Here is a 13,035-nt window from a genome sequence, read left to right as displayed (position 1 = left end):
CGGTTGCGAATAGTATCAATATAGATGGATTTCGAAAGGAAGCCGCAGAGAAACAATGCTGTACTTCTCGCGACGACATTTTGTTCTTGATTGGTCGATAGCGGATTGACTGTTGATATTAAGCAGCATTACTCTTTTCCAGCCATGCCACGCCGCGCAAACAAACTCCGCAAATGGTTCGCTAAACGGCCAAAGCCGATGACCAAGCGCGCCTTTGCCGAGGCGGTCGGTATCACCTCCTCGTATGTCTCCCAGCTGACCCGCGACACGCCCCCGTGGCCGGGCCGCGAACTGGCCATGCGGATCGCCGAGGTGACCGAAGGCTACGTCACGCCCAACGACCTCGCCGGCTATCAGCCGCGCCGTCTTGCGCGCGCTCCGACCGGTGACGGGAAGACGGTCTCTCCCGGCGAATAGCTTCACTCACAGGGCTCGGGGGCTTTGTGTGGAACAGGAGGATTTTCCCATGGAAGACGTGCAGGCGCAGGTGCGTGAGGAGGTGGAATTGCCGCTCGGCATTCCGCAACATCAGGCCGGCGAGACCAAGGAGGAGGCGTTCGAGCGCATCGCGCCCAAGCGCGTCGCCCACGCGCTCAACGCCATCAGGCTGATCGGCAATTTGTCGAACCGCTCGGCCTACGCCTACCGCGATCAGGACATCGTCGACGTCATGGCGGTCCTGCGGCAGGCCCTCACCGATGTCGAGAGCCGCTTCCGCGTCAACAGCCCGACCACCGAATTCCAGCTGCGCCGGTAGCCATGCGGCTGGTGCTGTCGCTCTTCCCCGGCATCGGCCTGCTCGACAAGGCGTTCGAGCAGGCTGGGTTCTGCGTCGTGCGCGGGCCCGATCTGCTGTGGGGCGGCGACGTGCGCTCATTCGACCCGCCGCGCGGCATATTCGACGGCATCATCGGCGGCCCGCCATGCCAGAAATTCTCGACCGCTGGCGCGATCCTCGGCTCCGAACGTGACGACCTGATCCCCGAATTCGTGCGCGTCGTCGAGGCCGTCCAGCCGCGCTGGCTGGTGATGGAGAACGTGCCGCAGGCGCTCGGCCACCCGGCGATCCCGCGCGACTGGTTTTCGTTCCGGCTGCGCGACTGGGACTGCGGCGGCCACACCGCCCGGGTGCGTGCCTTCTGGACCTGGCCGTTCATGGCGCTGGTCTCGCCGCGTGCCTCCGGCCAGCCGTCGCAGTCGGTGATGGCCTCGACCTTCAAGCGCGGCGGCGGACAGTACGCGACCGACAAGCACTTCCTGCCCGGCAACCTGCCGATTGCCGAATATGCGCGCCTGCAGGGCGTGCCCGAGATCGGCGAGCGCCTCGTCGAGCACAAGGCTGGCCGCGCCTTCGCGGTGCATGTGCTGGGCAACGGCGTGCCGCTGGCGATGGGCCGCGCGGTCGCCGAGGCGGTCAATCGTGCCTTGCAAGAGGAGGCGGCATGATGGTCGAGCGCCAGCTGTCGCTGTTCAAGGGCAAGCGCCAGAAGGGCACCAAGCCCAAGCCGGCGCTGGAGTTCAAGACGCATGTGGCGGTGGCCGACACGCTGACGCTGGGCTGCGCGCCGGGCTGGCTGTGGACGCATTTCCCGGCTGGCGAGTTGCGCGACAAGGTGACGGCGTCGCGGCTCAAGCGCATGGGCCTCAAGGCAGGCTGGCCCGACTTCCTGCTGGTCGATCCCGAGGGCCATTTCCACTGCCTCGAACTGAAGCGCGGCAACAACCCGCTGACCGAGGCGCAATCAGCCTTCCGCGACGAGATGGGGCGGCGTGGCGTGCCCTATGTGGTGGCGCGCTCCTACGACGCGGCAATCGACCAGCTGCGCGACTGGGGTGCGCTCAGACTGAGGATCGCGGCGTGATGGCGGAGAACTGGGACGACCGTCCAGACGTGGTCCGCTCGGTGCTGGAATGGCGAGCCGAGCAGGAGCGGCGTCTGCCGGCCAGGCCGACGCCCGGCCACAGCCGGTCCAACGGCAATGGCAATGATCACGCGCCGCTGCTGCCGCTCACCGATGTCGCGACGTTCGCCAGCCAGCCTGAGCCGGAACGCGAATTTCTCGACGGCGCACAGCTGTTTCCGATCCGCAACGTGGTGCTGCTGATGGGCGATGGGGGCACCGGCAAGAGCCTGCTGGCGCTGCAGCTGGCCATCGCCTGCACCACTGCCTCGCCGTGGCTGGGCATCGAGGTGGCGTCGGGCCCGGTGCTCTACCTCTCAGCCGAGGAGGAGGAAGACGAGATGCATCGGCGGGTCAAGGCGATCTGCCGCGCCGAGGACATCGAGGTCGAGCGCATCTTCGGCCTGTCGCTGATCCCCATGGCGGGCCAAGACGCCGTGCTGGCGTTCGAGGGCAAGCCGAACCGGCTGGAGGTGACGGCGCTCTACCGTTCGCTGGAGGTGACGCTGCAGGCGCTGTCGCCCATGGTGCTGATGCTCGACAATCTCGCCGACGTGTTCGCCGGCAACGAGAACAACCGGGCGCTGGCCAAGCACTTCGTCGGGGTCCTGCGGCATCTGGCCATCAAGTACGATTGCACCATCATCCTGCTCGCCCATCCCAGCCTGTCGGGGCTGGCCTCGGGCTCCGGCATGAGCGGCTCGACGGCGTGGTCCAACAGCGTTCGCGCCCGCCTTCACCTGCATCGCCCCGATGGCGCTGATGACGACGACAGCGACGCCCGCATCCTTGAGGTCAAGAAGGCCAATTACGGGCCCACAGGCCAGCGCTACCACCTGAGATGGGTCCAAGGCCGCTTCGTGCGCAAGGAGGCCACGAACCCATGGGACCGCATCTCGACATCCGATCCCGACCGGGTGCGCGACCTGTTCAGGTCCACCCAGTTTCGCGCCAACGAGCTATCGGACAACTGGGGCGGCTATGCGGTCGCCGATCTGCTCGGGCTGGATATCGGTCGCGGCATCCCGGCCAAGCAGCGCACCGCAGAGCAGAACCGGCTCAGAAACGACGTGCGGACCTATCTCGCCGGATGGGTGCGAAACAAGGCCATCTATGTCATCGGCGGCCTCGGACCCGACCGCAAGCCGACGCAGTTTTACAGCGCAAACCCGGAGGAGGAGACGGGATGATTACCAAGTCCCGCACAGGTCCCGCACAAGTCCCGCAGATAGGTCCCGCAACCCTTGACCCGAAGCCGTGCGGGGGGAACCCCTACGGAGTAGAGGGGTCCCGCACAGCGTCAGGGTCCGCGAGGAAAGCTCCGCAGCTTGGTCCCGCGCCGCAGGATCGGTGGCAGCAGGTCGGCCAAGGTAGCGCTCACGTCCTTGCTGAGGTGATGGAGGGACCGCCGTGGAGGCGCGCGCCCCGCGCCCGGGGCTCCCTGCGCACCCCTCTCGACCCCTCCTTCCGCCGCCCCGTTCGGCTGCGCTGTCCGAAAGGAGAAGACCAAAAGCTCAATGATATCAATACGATGCACGGCATGGAGCTTCGCTTCCCCAGCCGTTTCCCAGTCCGCGCCCATCATGGCCGCCGCCGCCAGCCCGCCCCCGGGGGGTTCGCCGACGCCGGGGTGGGGGTGGCTCGCAGGGGCCCCAGTTCCCCGCGCACGGCCAGAAATGGTCGATCTGTACTGTGACTACACATCGCAACCAAAGGAGGTAAACATGCCTGCGATCCAGCCCAATTCAACCGATTTGCGGCACCCTGCGGCACCCAGTGCGGCACCCAGCATGGACGGTCTGGTCTCGGACCTGCACGACGCGCTGCACCGCGATTTCGGCGGTCCCCTGATCCCGCGCCTCGATACCAGGGCCAAGCCGCTGGAGCGTCTTCGCGAGGCCGAGAAGGCGCTGCAGACGACGTCGAGCCAGCTGGCCGGTCTGCACTCCCAGCTGGTCGGAGCCACGCCTGACGAGGCCAAGGAGAGCGACGCCGAGCCTGAAGCAACGCTGCCGCTGGTGGTCCATCTGGCCGCCCGCATCGAGGCGACGTCACAGAGCATGGCCAAGCTGATCTCGGACATCAGGAGGCAGCTGTGAACGATCACGTCGTCCTGCGCGCCTTCCCGGTGCCGATCCCCGCCCGCATGCGGGGCCTGCCTGTCGACCGCAGGGGCTACCCGGTGCCCAAGTTCGTCGAGTGGATCGACGGCGAGCCCGATTTCAGGATCATGAACCCGGAGCACCTGACCAAGTGCTATGCGTTCAAGCGCTGCTGGATTTGCGGCGAGCCGCTGGGGTCCCGGCAGGCCTTCGTCCTCGGCCCGATGTGCTGCGTCAACCGCATCAGCCCCGAGCCGCCCAGCCACCACGAGTGCGCCAAGTTCGCCGCGCAGGTGTGCCCGTTCCTGTCGATGCCGCAGGCCAAGCGCCCGAACCGTCCCATGCCCAAGGGCTCGGTCAAGCCGGCGGGCGAGATGCTGGAGCACAATCCCGGCGTCACCGCGCTGTGGGTGACCAAGGCCTATGACGTCAAGCGCGTCGGCCACGGCGTCCTGTTCGAGATCGGCGAGCCCGAGCGGGTCGAGTTCTTCCACAAGGGCAGGAAGGCGACCCGGGCCGAGATCGATGCCGGCATAAACAAGGGCTATCCGAAGCTGGAGGCCTCGGCGCGCACGCAGGGTTCATGGGCGCTGCGCGAGCTTGGCCGCCAGCGCGCCCGCTTCGAGCGCATGCTCGACGCCATGGAGCATGCGGCGTGATCTGCGAGGCATGCCATGGCACCGGGTCGGTCATCGCTGCGGCGACACTGGCCGAGGAGCAGCGCGGGCTCAACGACGTCTGGGCTGGCGATCCCTATCCGTTTCCATGCCCCGAATGCGGCGGCCACGGCGTCGTCCACTGCTGCGATGGCCTGCGGGCCGTCGCCTTCCATCATCAGCAAAGGAGACCTGACATGACCACCATCGACGAACACAAGCAGCAGCTGGCGCACAACCTCGCCGAGGCGGCCAAGAAGGCGGCACCAGCACCCGATCCGAACCAGCCGCAGGCCGCCGGCTTCCTGCCGGCCTTCGGTATCTGGGCCCTGATCGCCGGGCCGCTGGTCGACACCTTCGCCCGGATGATCAAGGAAGCCATCGAAGAGCGCGTCAAGGAGGAGGCCCGCAAATGACCCGCACCGAGCTTTTGAACTGGCTGGCGGTCGAGGACAGGTCCGCCCTCGGCGAATGCTCCGGCGCGCTGCTCGACCAGCTGGTGGCCGAGGGGCTGGCCGAGATCGGTCGCGCTCCCTTTGGCCTGCCCGATCATGCCCCCGTCAGCCTGACCGAGGCCGGATGGCAGGCCGTCAGGGCGAAGGAGAACTGATCCATGGGATCGTCGCCCACCGGCCATTTCCCCGAGCCGCCGCCGGAGCCGCCGTGGCGTCCCCGCAACGGGCCGAAGAAGCCGCGCTGGCCGAAGCCGAGCGCTGGAGGGGCCGCCCGCCACGCCGCCCAGCGCGGCGTCGACAAGCTCAAGCAGCAATTCGCAAAGGAGACTGACGATGCCAAAATCATGGCGGGAAATGACCGAGGCCGAACGGGCCGAGACGGTCGTCCAGATGAAAGCCGGCGCGCAGCGCGCCATGGATAAACTCGAGGCCGACCTCACCGCCCACCTGTTCAGGCGGGGCTGTCCCTATGTCGTCGTCATCAACGTCGACATCGTCGAGCCGCACCTCGCCGGGCAGCACCACGAATAAGCAAAGGAGAACGACGATGCCTCCCAAATCCGAAGCCCAGCGCCGGCTGATGCAGGCCGCCGCGCACGATCCCAAGGTCGCCGCCAAGACCGGCGTGTCGTCCAAGGTCGCCAAGGAATTCGCCGACGCCGACCCCGGCGGCAAGCTGCCGGCAAAAGCGAAATCGAAGAAGAAGGGCCCCAACCAGTTCGCCCTGCCGAGGGGGAAGAGATGAGCGACAGAGCATTCCAGTTTGCCAAGGTGACCGAGGACGGCAGGCCGCTGTCGGCGCTGCGCATCACCTGTTCGAACTGCCCTCAGACCACGCTGTTCGTGCAGCGCGGCTCGATCCGCAAGCCGCCGACCGCCGCCGAGCAGTTCTTCCGCAATCACGGTTGGCGGGTGGGCTCACGCCAGTCCGGGGACCTGTGCCCCCGGTGCATCGAGGCGGAAATCCGCCGCAAGAACCTCAAGCTCGTGGAGAAGGAAGAGATGAGCGAACCAGCGCTGAAGGCCGACCCGCCGAGGACGATGACCCGGGAGGACAGGAGGATCATCAACGACAAGCTCGACACGGTCTATTCCAACGACTGCTACGAGAACCCGTGGACCGACGCCAAGGTGGCCCGCGATCTCGGCGTTCCGCAGGCATGGGTGGCCGAGGTCCGCGATCAGTTTTTCGGGCCGGAAGGCTCCAATCCCGAGATCGAGGCCTTCCTCGGCCAGGTCGAGCCGCTGATGGCCGAGGCCAAGAAGTACACCGCTGACGCCAGCCAGCAGCTGGTCAAGTCGGAGGAGACGCTCAGGGCCGCCCAGACCTTGGTGCGCGCCGTTGGCGACCTGAGCGGGCGCATCTCGCAGCTGGAGCGCACCGCTCACCGGCTGGAACGCGAAATCGGCAAGTAGGGAGGCTGAGATATGAACTCCTCTGACAGGCAGCTGGCGCTCGATCTCTTGGAGGCGGCAGAGGAATACTTGCTGGCCCTGCTGCCGGAACTTCGCCGCGCCAAGAACGAAACAAGTTTGCCCGTCAGGTCGGGCGACACACAGGAGGCCCGCGAGAGGCTGATCGACACGCTGGCGGCGGTCGCGGTGATCAAGCGCGCCGAGGAGGATGGCCATGGGTGAAGCCAAGCGCCGCCGCAAGGCTGTCGGCGATCTCATTGACCCCGGTGGCCGCGAAGAACGCCTGATCCGCGTCGAGGCCCCGCATTTCACAGCCGCGCTCGTCATCGTCGACGGGCGCTGCATCAAGGCCCCGCCGATCCTGCACTGGGCGCTCGGCAAGGGCGAGGGTTGGCTCAAGGCCTACTTCGCGCAAAAGGGCTGGGAGATCGAGGAGGGACTGCAATGAACAAGATCGAGAAAGTCGTTTTCAACAGCGACAGGAAATTCGACATCCAGCTGTCGGACGCGCTGATCGAGGAACGCCAGCTGGCCCGGATTTTCAGTGAGGCCCGGCTGCACAGGATCGAGTTGAAGACCGAGACGTGGCAGTGGGAGCAGACCGGAAACATCTGCATCGAGTTTCGCGACGGCGGCAGGCCATCGGGCATCTCGACGACCGAGGCCGATTTCTGGGTCCATCAGCTGAAGCGCCCGGCGAGCGAGCCGGGAGAGAGCTTCACGCTGGTCTATCTCATGTTTCCCATCGAGCGGCTCAAGGCGCTGGCGCGCGCCGCAATCAAGGCTGGCCGGGTCCGTCACGGCGTCGGCGACGGCTCGCGCATGGATGTCGCGCTGGTGAGGCTTAAGGACATCCTGCAATGAGCGAAAAAATCTTCAGCGCCGCCGAACTGGCCAAGGAGGCCGAGCGCGAGGTCAGGCAGCGGCGCTGGACCTATGCGCGGCTGGTCGGCGAGGGACGCCTGCAGGCCGAGATCGCGGAGCGCCGCATCGCGCTGATGGAGGAGATCGCGCTCGAACTGCGCCGCCGCGCCGAGGCCGAGGAGCCGACGCTGCTATGACCGTCACCCCGTCGATGGACGACAAGGACACGCCGTCGCCGCCGGTCAGGACGACGGAAAAATATGAGCGCGACAAGGCCGCCGGCATCGAGCGGATCGGAAGCCCCGGCGACAGGAAATCAGTTGAGGAGACCCAGCATGACAAGCCCGGTTAGAGCCCTAGGAGCGGGTTCGTCAGCTTCAAATCGCTCTTGGGCCGCCGCCCAAATCTTTTCCGATCTACTCATCTCTCGATCTTGCGCCATGATCCTCGCCTTCTTTGATGTTGATCTCGCCGCCAGCACTGCTCGTCCATCAGTTGAGCTTCTCCCCGGCGTCGGTCTTGAGCGCGAAGCCGAAGCCGGCCTCGCCAGTGTCGTCGAGCGGCGTGATCTGCCATTGCCGGATATCGTGGACGATCTTGTCGACGCAGCGCTGGAACTGTTCAGGATCGCCGCCGCACTCGCGGCCAAGCATCAGGCCCAGCACCATGTAGATCACGGCGATTTCGTCCCTGAAAGACAGGTCCTCCTCTTCGAGCGCTTTCATGATCTCGAAAGCATACTCCGGCAGAGCAGGTCGCGTTTGGTCCGTGTTCATGATAGAACTCCTTCCTGCCGAAAGGCGGGCGAGCGGGAGCGATGCGCGTTCTACCCGGGGCGGCACCGCTCCCGCCGTTCCCCGCGCCGACGTCCCAGAAGGCGCGAGGGAACTGGTCAGGCTACCGGATCGCCCGGGCCAATATCTTAAACCCAAGTGCGCGCAATAGCGCTATCACGGTAGACAGGCGAGGCAATCTGGTCTCGCCATAGGCAATGTTGGAAACCGTGGTCGGGCACAGGCCAGCCTTCGCGGCGAGCTTGCCGTGCTTGGTCCTCGTCTGCCAGATGATGCGCTGCAGGAAGGCGCAGGCCTCGGCGATGTCGTGAAGCTCGACCTCTTCCTGCTCGCTCGACAGCTTCTTGGGAAAGCGGATTATCGCCGCCGCGTCGGTCGTCTTGAGTGCCGCGTTTGCCATTTCGTCCTCTCCTGTTGGCTTTTCAAATCCTGACCGCGTAGGGCTCGCCGGTCGCCTCGGTCAGCACCGCCGCGATATCGCGCTGGCTGTGCTCCTTGTCGACAACCCCGCTCGTCGCCTCGACCCAGTCTTGGCCGGTGATCGACGGCGGGAAAACGCCGATGGCCTTGGTGTTGTCGTAGCGGATCAGCGCGGCGAAGCCCTCCTTGCCGCGCCGGTCGAGATAGGCAAGCAGCGCCGGATCGCGCCATGCGTCGGGGAATTTCGGATCGCACCAGACCTGCACGACCGGAAAGCTCACCGGCTCGCCGTCTTGGGTCACCTTGACGTAGTCGACCATGGTGTCGACGACATAGTGGCTGTGGTCGGGACGCCTCAATTCCGCGGTGTCGTCCCCGGTGAGCCAGCGGCAGTTCCACAGCGCGCAGGAGAGCGGCATCGCCGGCTGGCGATAGACGGCGCAGCCCTTGCCGGTGCGCTGGTGGCGGCAGCGCTGGCCAGCCCGCTTGGTCAGTTCCCTGACCGGCAGCAGCCGGCAGCACAGCGTGCAGGAGCCGCATTTCCTCATTTGAGCAGGTTCCACAGGCGGCCCTCGGGATGGCCGGACGTTTCCTCGTCGATGCGAGGCCCGAGAAAGTTCGGGCCGCGCTTGCGCACCGTCACCAGATAGCGGGTCAGCTGGCAGTCGCCGTCGCGGTCGAAGCTGGAGACCACGAGCGCGTCGTCGCGATATCTGGCCGGCAGGCTGGCGACGCCGTCACGCTCCGCCAGCGCCAACAGTTCGGCGACCTTCTCGGGTTCCTCGTCGCGGATCGATGCGAACACGACCTCGCTGACAAAGGCATAGGCGTGGGCGCGGTAGTCGGCCATCACCGAGCGCATCATGCGCGTGAACAGGTCCTTCTCGTACTGGCTTTGCCACGGCGTTTCTATCCACCATACGGTGAGGCCATGGGCGATCAGCCACAGGATCGGAGCCTCGCCCTTGCGGGCGAACACCTCCTCGGCATGCGCCGCCGCCTTTTCGTGCAGGTCCTGCCGCGACGGCACCGCGTCGAGATTTTCGATGCGCTGCAGGATTGGCCGGCTCGTTGCGAGCATCCTCATTGCGGCCTCTTGATCCTGATGCTCATCGGAAGCCCTCGATATAGCGCTCGGCTTCGCGTGGGTCGCCCGATATGGCGGCCCTGAGCCCGAGGATGGAAATAGTAGTCTCAGGCCCAAAGCTCGTTTCCGGGTGGTCCTGCATGTCTTTCATCATCGCGGTGACGGCATTGACCGGATCACCCTTCGCCAGATAGGCCCGGGCGCGCTTCTTGCAGGCCTCCAGATGCTCTTCGCGGGTCCTCACAGCCACACCTCGACGATGACCGGATCGTCGGTCGGATCGCGGTCGAGATGGACCAGCCCCTCCTGCTCGAACTGGGCGCGCAGGTCTTCGATGGCATCGGTCTCGATCAGCTGGTCGGTGGCGACGACGCCATCCTTGGTGATCAGCGACAGCCGGGCGCAGTAGCGGGCCTGCACGTCCTTCGCGCCTTCGAAGACGGTCCAGATGCGCAGCGTGTTCTTCGGGTCATAGAACGCCACCGTGCCCATCACGCGGCCTCGCGCGGCAGCGGCAGGTAGAGCTTGTCCTTGAGGATGATGTTGCCGTTGTCGCGCAGGTTTTTCAGCGCCCAGTAGACGTGGTCTCGCCGCTTCTTTTCGGGGCGCTCGCCCAGCACCGCGAAAATCACCTCGCGCGAGGTCAGCGGCGCGGTGGTCTTGCGCAGCGCCTCGATGATCGCGTCGCGGTCGCGTTGCGCCCGTTCGGGATCGAGCTTGATCGATTTGCCCTTGTTGCCGGTTCGCTTGGAGGTCTTGGTGCGGGGACCGTCCAGCTGCAGCGGCATGGTGCGGCGGATGGTCACCAGAGGCCGCTCCTGCGCTTGGACGCCGTGCAGCTGCTGCAGCACCCTGAGCGCGACCTCCAGTTCGGCCACCTCCTGCCGGCGCTGCCTGAGCAGGCTTTCAACCTTCGCCAGATCGGACATGTCAGCCCCTCACGACGACGTCGAAGCCAAGCGCGTAAAGCACCTGAAACACGGTCGCGGCGCGCGGCGATTTGGTCTCGCGGTTGGCCAGTTTGGAAATCGTCGTGGCGCAGACGTGGGATTTGTCGGCCAGCCTTGCGTACTTCTGCTTCGATCTCATTATTTCAGCGGAAACGAATATAACCAGATCGGCGATGTTCTCGAATGAATACTCTTCGGCCTCGTCGAGGCGCGTTGATCTGTCCCTCGTGGCCCGATGCTGGGCAAAATTGACGATTTCAGCCTGGCTCTGCACTTTTGGACCCTTTCCAAAGCAGCGAGCCCCCCTCTCTAAAACTTTAACTGTCACTACGCTTTCAAGTCAACCCAAGATGGCAATTTGGCAATCTTAGACTTTGGCGTTATGTTCCCTGCCAATGTGGTAATAGGGCACCACATCGATGTGGTATTAGGATACCGCAAGCACGGAGCTTCAAATGCCGGCTCTGGAGAACATCCGACACGAGCGTTTCTGCCTGCTTGTAGCCAAGGGCAAACATGCCGCCGACGCCTATGCGCAGGCTGGCTTCAAGGCCTCCAATCCCGATCTCACCTCGCGCAGCGCCTCGAAGCTGCTGAAGCGGGACGACGTCACGCTGCGCCTGCGCGAACTGCAGGCCAAGGAGGCCAAGCGCCTCAACGTCAATGTCGACCTGCTGGTCTTCAAGCTGGAGGAAATGTTCAAGCTCTCCAAGCGCACCAAGCAGCCGGCAGCTGGCGTCGGCGCGGTGATGGGGATGGCCAAGCTGCTCGGCCTCGTCGTCGACAAGGCCGAGGTCGAGGGCACGCTCAGGCGGCCCATGCGCGAACCGTCCGACGTCAAGCAGATGAGCCTCGACGAGTGGCAGCGCCGCTTCGCGCCGGCCTCGTCCAAGATGCTCGACCCGAAGCCCAATGACGGCTCGCAGGCGCTCGCCAAGGCCCGCGCCAGCCTCGGGGGCGGCAAGTGAACGTCGCCGTCACCGTGCAGCCGGGCTTCGTCCCGCAGCGGGGGCCGCAGACGGCGTTCATCAACTGCCCCTGCGACATCGTCATCTTCGGCGGCGCGCGCGGCGGCGGCAAGACGCACGGCTCGCTCGGCGATTTCTGGATACACGCCGAGGACTATGGCGAGTTCGCGCGCGGCCTGATGGTGCGCAAGACCCGTGAGGACCTCAAGGACACCATCGCTGCCGGCGTGACCATGTTCGGCTCGGCGGCGCAGTGGAAGGAAAAGGGCGGCTATTTCCAGTTCCTCAACGGGGCCAAGCTCTATTGCGCCTACCTCGAAACCGACCGCGACGCCGAGAACTATCAGGGCTGGTCGCTGACCCGGGTCTATGTCGAGGAACTGACCCAGTACGGTTCTGGCTCGCCGGTCTTCAAGCTGCTCGCCTGCCTGCGCTCGGCGCATGGCGTGCCGTGCCAGATGAAATGCACCTGCAACCCCGGCGGTCCCGGCCATCACTGGGTCAAGGCGTGGGTGATCGATCTCGGGCCCTTCAATGCGGTCACGGACCCCGAAAACGGCCTGACGCGGGTCTTCATCCCGTCGCGGCTGGCCGACAATCCCAAGCTGCTGGAGAACGATCCCGGCTACATCAACAAGCTCAAGGCCTCCGGCTCGGCGCAGCTGGTCAGGGCGTGGCTGGAGGGCGACTGGAACGTCATCGAGGGCGCGTTCTTCCCCGAATTCAACACCGCCCGGCACGTCATCCCACCCTTCGTCGTCCCCGACTGGTGGACCCGGTTCCGCTCGATGGACTGGGGCTCGGCCAAGCCGTTTTCCATCGGCTGGTGGACGGTCGTGCAGGAGGATTTCAGGCTCGGCCAGCATGCGCTGCCGCGCGGCGCAATCGTGCGCTACCGCGAATGGTACGGAGCCCAGCCGGGCCGCCAGAACGAGGGCCTGAAGATGCCCGCCGAGGCGGTCGCCAAGGGCATAGTGACCCGAGAGACACATGCGGGCGCGCGCGAGCGCATCGCCTATGGCGTGCTCGACCCGGCGGCCTTCGCGGTGATCTCGGGGCCGTCCATCGGCGAGACCATGCTGCGTCATGGCGCGCCGTTCCGCCGCGCCGACAACACCCGCGTGTCGCGCGACAAGCGCATGGGCGGCTGGGATCAGGTCCGCGCCCGCCTGGTCGGCGACGGCGATGGCCGCCCGATGATCTTTTTCTTCGAGACCTGCCGCGACCTGATCCGCACGCTGCCGATGATGCAGCACGACCAGCACCGCGCCGAGGATGTCGACACCGATGGCGAGGACCATGCCGTCGACGACCTGCGCTATGCCTGCCTGTCGCGGCCCTACATCCAGCGCATGGGCCGGGAGGAGGACCGCAATCCATACCTGATCGCCAACGCCTTCAAGCTGCACGAGTTGAGGTGAG

At 65.6% G+C, this 13,035-nt stretch carries 27 protein-coding genes; 19 read left to right on the top strand and 8 right to left on the bottom strand.

Translation table 11 applies throughout. From position 1 onward, the window contains the following. The first annotated feature begins 198 nt into the window (after nucleotides 1-198). From NKG99_RS20680 to NKG99_RS20600, 17 genes are all read left to right on the top strand, one after another. Nucleotides 199-417, top strand: a complete 219-nt coding sequence (locus NKG99_RS20680) for a helix-turn-helix domain-containing protein (protein ID WP_352870480.1) — start codon at nucleotides 199-201, stop codon at nucleotides 415-417. A 49-nt stretch (nucleotides 418-466) separates the two neighbouring features. Further along, nucleotides 467-757, top strand: coding sequence for a hypothetical protein (locus NKG99_RS20675; protein ID WP_352870479.1), 291 nt, complete (start codon nucleotides 467-469; stop codon nucleotides 755-757). A gap of 2 nt (nucleotides 758-759) precedes the next feature. Continuing rightward, nucleotides 760-1,446: a DNA cytosine methyltransferase gene (locus tag NKG99_RS20670; protein WP_352870478.1), complete on the top strand. Its 687-nt coding sequence runs from the start codon at nucleotides 760-762 to the stop codon at nucleotides 1,444-1,446. After that, a complete protein-coding gene (locus NKG99_RS20665; protein ID WP_352870477.1) occupies nucleotides 1,443-1,862 on the top strand; it encodes a VRR-NUC domain-containing protein in 420 nt (139 codons plus the stop codon). The genes NKG99_RS20670 and NKG99_RS20665 overlap by 4 nt, the downstream gene beginning before the upstream one ends. After that, on the top strand, nucleotides 1,862-3,091 hold the full coding sequence (locus tag NKG99_RS20660; RefSeq protein ID WP_352870476.1) for an AAA family ATPase: 1,230 nt from the start codon (nucleotides 1,862-1,864) through the stop codon (nucleotides 3,089-3,091). Before NKG99_RS20665 ends, NKG99_RS20660 begins: the two co-directional genes overlap by 1 nt. Nucleotides 3,092-3,625: 534 nt before the next feature. Further along, entirely contained in the window at nucleotides 3,626-4,000 is a 375-nt protein-coding gene (locus NKG99_RS20655) for a hypothetical protein (protein WP_352870475.1), read from the top strand. Continuing rightward, on the top strand, nucleotides 3,997-4,662 hold the full coding sequence (locus NKG99_RS20650) for a hypothetical protein (protein ID WP_352870474.1): 666 nt from the start codon (nucleotides 3,997-3,999) through the stop codon (nucleotides 4,660-4,662). The genes NKG99_RS20655 and NKG99_RS20650 overlap by 4 nt, the downstream gene beginning before the upstream one ends. Then, nucleotides 4,659-5,075, top strand: a complete 417-nt coding sequence (locus tag NKG99_RS20645; RefSeq protein WP_352870473.1) for a hypothetical protein — start codon at nucleotides 4,659-4,661, stop codon at nucleotides 5,073-5,075. The genes NKG99_RS20650 and NKG99_RS20645 overlap by 4 nt, the downstream gene beginning before the upstream one ends. Continuing rightward, complete coding sequence (locus tag NKG99_RS20640) at nucleotides 5,072-5,269, top strand: hypothetical protein (RefSeq protein WP_352870472.1); 198 nt, start codon at nucleotides 5,072-5,074, stop codon at nucleotides 5,267-5,269. The genes NKG99_RS20645 and NKG99_RS20640 overlap by 4 nt, the downstream gene beginning before the upstream one ends. A gap of 178 nt (nucleotides 5,270-5,447) precedes the next feature. Then, nucleotides 5,448-5,645, top strand: a complete 198-nt coding sequence (locus NKG99_RS20635) for a hypothetical protein (RefSeq protein ID WP_352870471.1) — start codon at nucleotides 5,448-5,450, stop codon at nucleotides 5,643-5,645. Nucleotides 5,646-5,661: 16 nt separating this feature from the next. Beyond that, entirely contained in the window at nucleotides 5,662-5,859 is a 198-nt protein-coding gene (locus NKG99_RS20630; RefSeq protein WP_352870470.1) for a hypothetical protein, read from the top strand. Then, the gene (locus NKG99_RS20625) at nucleotides 5,856-6,530 is read left to right on the top strand and encodes a hypothetical protein (RefSeq protein ID WP_352870469.1); all 675 of its coding nucleotides are present in this window, start codon (nucleotides 5,856-5,858) and stop codon (nucleotides 6,528-6,530) included. Before NKG99_RS20630 ends, NKG99_RS20625 begins: the two co-directional genes overlap by 4 nt. Before the next feature lie 12 nt (nucleotides 6,531-6,542). After that, on the top strand, nucleotides 6,543-6,752 hold the full coding sequence (locus NKG99_RS20620; protein ID WP_352870468.1) for a hypothetical protein: 210 nt from the start codon (nucleotides 6,543-6,545) through the stop codon (nucleotides 6,750-6,752). Beyond that, on the top strand, nucleotides 6,745-6,978 hold the full coding sequence (locus NKG99_RS20615) for a hypothetical protein (RefSeq protein ID WP_352870467.1): 234 nt from the start codon (nucleotides 6,745-6,747) through the stop codon (nucleotides 6,976-6,978). The genes NKG99_RS20620 and NKG99_RS20615 overlap by 8 nt, the downstream gene beginning before the upstream one ends. Then, nucleotides 6,975-7,394, top strand: a complete 420-nt coding sequence (locus NKG99_RS20610) for a hypothetical protein (RefSeq protein ID WP_352870466.1) — start codon at nucleotides 6,975-6,977, stop codon at nucleotides 7,392-7,394. The genes NKG99_RS20615 and NKG99_RS20610 overlap by 4 nt, the downstream gene beginning before the upstream one ends. Further along, nucleotides 7,391-7,591, top strand: coding sequence for a hypothetical protein (locus NKG99_RS20605; protein ID WP_352870465.1), 201 nt, complete (start codon nucleotides 7,391-7,393; stop codon nucleotides 7,589-7,591). Before NKG99_RS20610 ends, NKG99_RS20605 begins: the two co-directional genes overlap by 4 nt. Continuing rightward, nucleotides 7,588-7,746, top strand: a complete 159-nt coding sequence (locus NKG99_RS20600) for a hypothetical protein (RefSeq protein WP_352870464.1) — start codon at nucleotides 7,588-7,590, stop codon at nucleotides 7,744-7,746. Before NKG99_RS20605 ends, NKG99_RS20600 begins: the two co-directional genes overlap by 4 nt. 139 nt (nucleotides 7,747-7,885) lie before the next feature. On the opposite strand, the gene NKG99_RS20595 is transcribed toward NKG99_RS20600, so the two are convergent. The 8 genes from NKG99_RS20595 to NKG99_RS20560 all read right to left on the bottom strand — a co-directional run bounded on the left by NKG99_RS20595 (nucleotide 7,886) and on the right by NKG99_RS20560 (nucleotide 10,919). Then, nucleotides 7,886-8,170 carry a hypothetical protein gene (locus NKG99_RS20595; protein ID WP_352870463.1) on the bottom strand — a complete coding sequence of 95 codons (285 nt, stop codon included), beginning with the start codon at nucleotides 8,168-8,170 and terminating at the stop codon, nucleotides 7,886-7,888. A 121-nt stretch (nucleotides 8,171-8,291) separates the two neighbouring features. Continuing rightward, nucleotides 8,292-8,588 (bottom strand): XRE family transcriptional regulator, encoded by a 297-nt coding sequence (locus NKG99_RS20590; RefSeq protein WP_352870462.1) that lies wholly within the window; start codon nucleotides 8,586-8,588, stop codon nucleotides 8,292-8,294. Between the two features lie 22 nt (nucleotides 8,589-8,610). Next, nucleotides 8,611-9,156 (bottom strand): hypothetical protein, encoded by a 546-nt coding sequence (locus NKG99_RS20585; RefSeq protein ID WP_352870461.1) that lies wholly within the window; start codon nucleotides 9,154-9,156, stop codon nucleotides 8,611-8,613. Beyond that, nucleotides 9,153-9,695, bottom strand: a complete 543-nt coding sequence (locus tag NKG99_RS20580; RefSeq protein ID WP_352870460.1) for a hypothetical protein — start codon at nucleotides 9,693-9,695, stop codon at nucleotides 9,153-9,155. Before NKG99_RS20580 ends, NKG99_RS20585 begins: the two co-directional genes overlap by 4 nt. Nucleotides 9,696-9,717: 22 nt before the next feature. Beyond that, on the bottom strand, nucleotides 9,718-9,939 hold the full coding sequence (locus NKG99_RS20575) for a hypothetical protein (protein WP_352870459.1): 222 nt from the start codon (nucleotides 9,937-9,939) through the stop codon (nucleotides 9,718-9,720). Beyond that, on the bottom strand, nucleotides 9,936-10,187 hold the full coding sequence (locus NKG99_RS20570; RefSeq protein ID WP_352870458.1) for a hypothetical protein: 252 nt from the start codon (nucleotides 10,185-10,187) through the stop codon (nucleotides 9,936-9,938). The genes NKG99_RS20575 and NKG99_RS20570 overlap by 4 nt, the downstream gene beginning before the upstream one ends. Beyond that, nucleotides 10,187-10,624, bottom strand: a complete 438-nt coding sequence (locus NKG99_RS20565; RefSeq protein ID WP_352870457.1) for a hypothetical protein — start codon at nucleotides 10,622-10,624, stop codon at nucleotides 10,187-10,189. Before NKG99_RS20565 ends, NKG99_RS20570 begins: the two co-directional genes overlap by 1 nt. Before the next feature lies 1 nt (nucleotide 10,625). Continuing rightward, entirely contained in the window at nucleotides 10,626-10,919 is a 294-nt protein-coding gene (locus NKG99_RS20560; RefSeq protein ID WP_352870456.1) for an XRE family transcriptional regulator, read from the bottom strand. Nucleotides 10,920-11,100: 181 nt separating this feature from the next. Between NKG99_RS20560 and NKG99_RS20555 the strand changes: the two genes are divergently transcribed. Then, on the top strand, nucleotides 11,101-11,613 hold the full coding sequence (locus NKG99_RS20555; protein WP_352870455.1) for a terminase small subunit: 513 nt from the start codon (nucleotides 11,101-11,103) through the stop codon (nucleotides 11,611-11,613). Beyond that, on the top strand, nucleotides 11,610-13,034 hold the full coding sequence (locus tag NKG99_RS20550; RefSeq protein WP_352870454.1) for a terminase large subunit domain-containing protein: 1,425 nt from the start codon (nucleotides 11,610-11,612) through the stop codon (nucleotides 13,032-13,034). The genes NKG99_RS20555 and NKG99_RS20550 overlap by 4 nt, the downstream gene beginning before the upstream one ends. Nucleotide 13,035 lies beyond the last annotated feature (1 nt).

Source organism: Mesorhizobium sp. M1409 (genome assembly GCF_040317535.1).
Taxonomy (GTDB): domain Bacteria; phylum Pseudomonadota; class Alphaproteobacteria; order Rhizobiales; family Rhizobiaceae; genus Mesorhizobium.
Note: the sequence above shows the minus strand (reverse complement) of the source record. Positions and strands in the feature narration are given on the sequence as shown.